Origin of the sequence: Methanohalobium sp., assembly GCF_018609725.1 — an archaeon.
Classification (GTDB): Archaea; Halobacteriota; Methanosarcinia; order Methanosarcinales; family Methanosarcinaceae; genus Methanohalobium.
In genome coordinates this window covers 1-3,357 of record NZ_JAHENT010000101.1, presented here as the reverse complement: position 1 = coordinate 3,357, position 3,357 = coordinate 1, and the positions used below count along the sequence as shown (strand labels likewise).

At 37.8% G+C, this 3,357-nt stretch carries 3 protein-coding genes; all 3 read right to left on the bottom strand.

The genetic code is table 11. The features are described 5' to 3' along the window. Window positions 1–1,359 (bottom strand): HK97 family phage prohead protease (locus QZ276_RS06635; RefSeq protein ID WP_292486444.1); only part of this gene is annotated, 1,359 nt, incomplete at its 3' end. Window positions 1,360–1,375: 16 nt separating this feature from the next. Continuing rightward, window positions 1,376–1,966 (bottom strand): hypothetical protein, encoded by a 591-nt coding sequence (locus QZ276_RS06630; RefSeq protein WP_292486442.1) that lies wholly within the window; start codon window positions 1,964–1,966, stop codon window positions 1,376–1,378. A gap of 8 nt (window positions 1,967–1,974) precedes the next feature. Beyond that, entirely contained in the window at window positions 1,975–3,210 is a 1,236-nt protein-coding gene (locus QZ276_RS06625; RefSeq protein WP_292486440.1) for a hypothetical protein, read from the bottom strand. Window positions 3,211–3,357 lie beyond the last annotated feature (147 nt).

Here is a 3,357-nt window from a genome sequence, read left to right as displayed (position 1 = left end):
ATCTGGAATATCAGCTTGTTGTCCACGACCACTGATTACTGCTCTTAATGCACCTTCATGCAAGTTATTAGTTAATGGGTTGACCACTGGGAAGAATATTAAATCTCTTACATTTTCAGCATCAGCTTCTCCTAATAATGTCCTATTGGCAATCCAATCTTTAGCATCTTCTGTAAGATCAGATACTTGTGTAGGCATTTCATCAGGTTCTTCATTTTCAGTATTCTCATAGTAACCTGTTAAGAATGTTTCTAAATCCTTATCAATGTCTGCCCAACTTATATCTTCGCTTGTTTCTGTATCCTCATAGACAGGATTTCTTGGTGTTTCTCTAATCTTTTGTGTGCTTTTAAGCACTGACTTGGCCCACTCCTTCATAATTGAATCATCTACCCCTTTCATCCCAGCAACTTGCAAAGCATTAGGGTTGCTTGGAACTGGTACAGCGGATAATTCAAGTTGTTCCTGCTCCTTAAAGTCAATATTTCCACCTTTATCATCGCTGTACTCGTAGTCAATAGGATCAAAACCTACACTTACAGCGTTCATATCACCGCTTTTATACATTCTATACACCATGTCAGCAAACTTAACATGGTCAGGAAGATTTTTGTATTCTGTTTCAGGATACATTTCTTCAGGATCGATAAACTTAACATCCTGCTTTTTCTTATCATCTTCTAACTTAGTATTGACCACTTTACCCAATGGCGGAGTAGAATAATCATGCGCCCAAAGGAAAACAGGGTTTTTATTGAAGTTCTCCAAGTCCCAACCTTTAGGATTGATAGTGTCGCCGTCTCTATCACGACTCTGGTCAGATGAAATGAATCTCAACACTCTATCTTGATTATCAACTTCCTTGACTTCTACATTTTGTTGCTTTCTAACTGCTACATCTTTAGTATCTTCATCCTTTTTTAACTTTTGCTTAAACTCATCAATCTCTACTATAGTCTTGTCTGGTTTCTCTGCCACTTTGTCACCTCCCTCTTCTTCAATGCTATCTATTTCTTCTCTGATTACTTCTTTCATGTGGTCTTCACCTCTGCTGCCAACTACTAACCACTTCATTTGTGCGACTACTCCTGGCAGTCGGAAATCTTTAAAGTGTCTTGCTGCCCAAGCCTCTCTATCTCTTACTGCTTGTTCATCTGTATCAGTCTCAACTTTTCCTTGATCTAGAACTTTGGTTAACCTGCGATATTGGTCATCACCTTTAATATTTCCGCCTTCTTCCCAAATTTCGGGATAATCTTCTTTGATTCGTTCCGCAAACTGCCTATCAAATACATCATACTGGCTATTTCTAAGGCTAACTTTCATATCATCGCCCTCTGTCGGGAAATCTGTCGGCATATAATCACCGCCTAAATTAGATAAGATAAAATGTCTCAAAGTATTGTATTCTTACGCTACCAGCACCGTTATTGGTGAATCTGATTGCTGCATTGTCGGATATAACATAATCTAGGAAATTTGTATTTTCTGATGTTGATTTTCTGTCATCTTTGATAGTTTCCCCGAATGGCAAATCTACTCTATTAGTTTCATCAATGTCAAGTGTTGCAGGGTCATAATAATTCACTCCAACACTATCGCTACCACTTTCATTTAGGTTAACTACTAAATCACTCTCGATATCTCCACTATTAATTGTAGCACCTTTGAAAAATGAAGTATCAACCTCTATTATTTGGTTGTCTAAATCTGTGATTGCAAGTCTAGAAGAAATGTAGCAAACATTTTGGTCGGTTGCTTCTGCTAGTATTGTTGTAGATGCTCCAGAAGCAAGACTTAACTGTTTTCTGTAACCATAAACTTCCTTTTCATTAATAAGTTTGTCCTCATGGATTGATATTCTTCTTTGGTGACCTCGACCATCGTAAGTATCAGCAACATTAACTATGCTACCATCACTCCGGTATTTGTCTCCGGAACTAGGGTTGTAAGTTTCTCCTCCCATAATTTCACCTACCTTATTTCTACCATTTTGGCAATGGCTCTAACTGTTGCATCTGTTGAATCTGCCTTTGCAACTAAACTAACATTATAACCATCGGGTAAATCTGTCTCTATATCTCCTGATGTGAAGAGGAATTTGCTTCTACCTGATACACCAGGTGCAAGATATTTATCAAGTTCGATTCCATTAGAAAAATCTGTAGCACTATCATCAACTTCAATTCCTGTTTCACTTGCTTGGTGTCCTGCAGGAGTTTTATAACTAGCATCTGTGAGTGTTGTATTAGCTTTCCATCTTAACTCAATATCATTGCCTGTATTAACTTCAAAACTTTCAGGAGTTATTGTAAGACTTCTTCTGCCACTTTTTCTGCGAAAACTCATTATAGGAACAAATCCTGTCGTTGGCACTGTCACTCCGGTTACAGAATGAGAAATTATTCTTCTTCTGAATTGTGGCAGTCCTACTATTGCAAACTGCCTACCAGATATAAACAGATCAAAAGTGCCAGAATAGTTATCTGATTTTACATAACCTCCAACTTTTAGGTTGCTGTTTCCAAAAGTCGTTGCGCCGGTAGGCTTATAAGTATGAACAGTTTCAAATTTCTGTACTGAATCGCCGGTGTTGCCTTTTCTTACTCTAAACTCTACTAAGCCTCCACCGTAATAAGTGAATCTAACTTGAAATATTGTAACGTCATTTAGGTCAAGTTCAGCATCAGAAATATTCCAATTCTCTCTATAAACTTTTGTTTCTTGCGTACCACTTCTGTAAACTGATACATATATGCCGTTGGCATCTTTTCCGAAAACTGCACCATCATTAACTGTATAAGGGTTAGCATCTTGAAAGTCAATATAACCCCATTCAGCTTGTGCATCATCGCCTAAATCACTTGTTAATTGTATTCCTATTCCAGCCTCTCCGGCGTTTCCTGGTTGGTAAATTCCTCTAGACGCAGTGACAAACTTGGCTTTATCTCCAGCGGCGTTGTGAGTAAGTTGAAATTCTGAATCAGTAGATGTTATTGTAGCTGTATTAAGTGTAGCAAAGTCATCTCTTAATTCTGATATTTCAAAACATCCGTTAATCTGAATGATCGGAGTTCTTTGTGCGCTTAAATTTTCATCAATCGGTGAGAATGTCCTACTCATTCGGTCAAAAACTTCAGCTGTATCTATTATTCTACCGTCTTTTGTGAACTGTCGCCCGCTACTCGGATTATAGGTTTCGCCCGGCATTTAATCACCTACTTCCTCTAATGCATCTAAAATTATTTTTTCTTGCTTGTCAAAAGCAATCATATAAGCATTTTTCATATCATCTTCATATCTTTGTGCTGTTTCGTCCATCTGTTTCCAGTAAGCAAATCTGTCATTAACTACTTT

What these genes read in the sequence shown, in the direction of transcription:
- QZ276_RS06630 (WP_292486442.1), bottom strand. Translation starts at nt 1,966, where the DNA reads ATGGGAGGAGAAACTTACAACCCTAGTTCCGGAGACAAATACCGGAGT.
- QZ276_RS06625 (WP_292486440.1), bottom strand. Translation starts at nt 3,210, where the DNA reads ATGCCGGGCGAAACCTATAATCCGAGTAGCGGGCGACAGTTCACAAAA.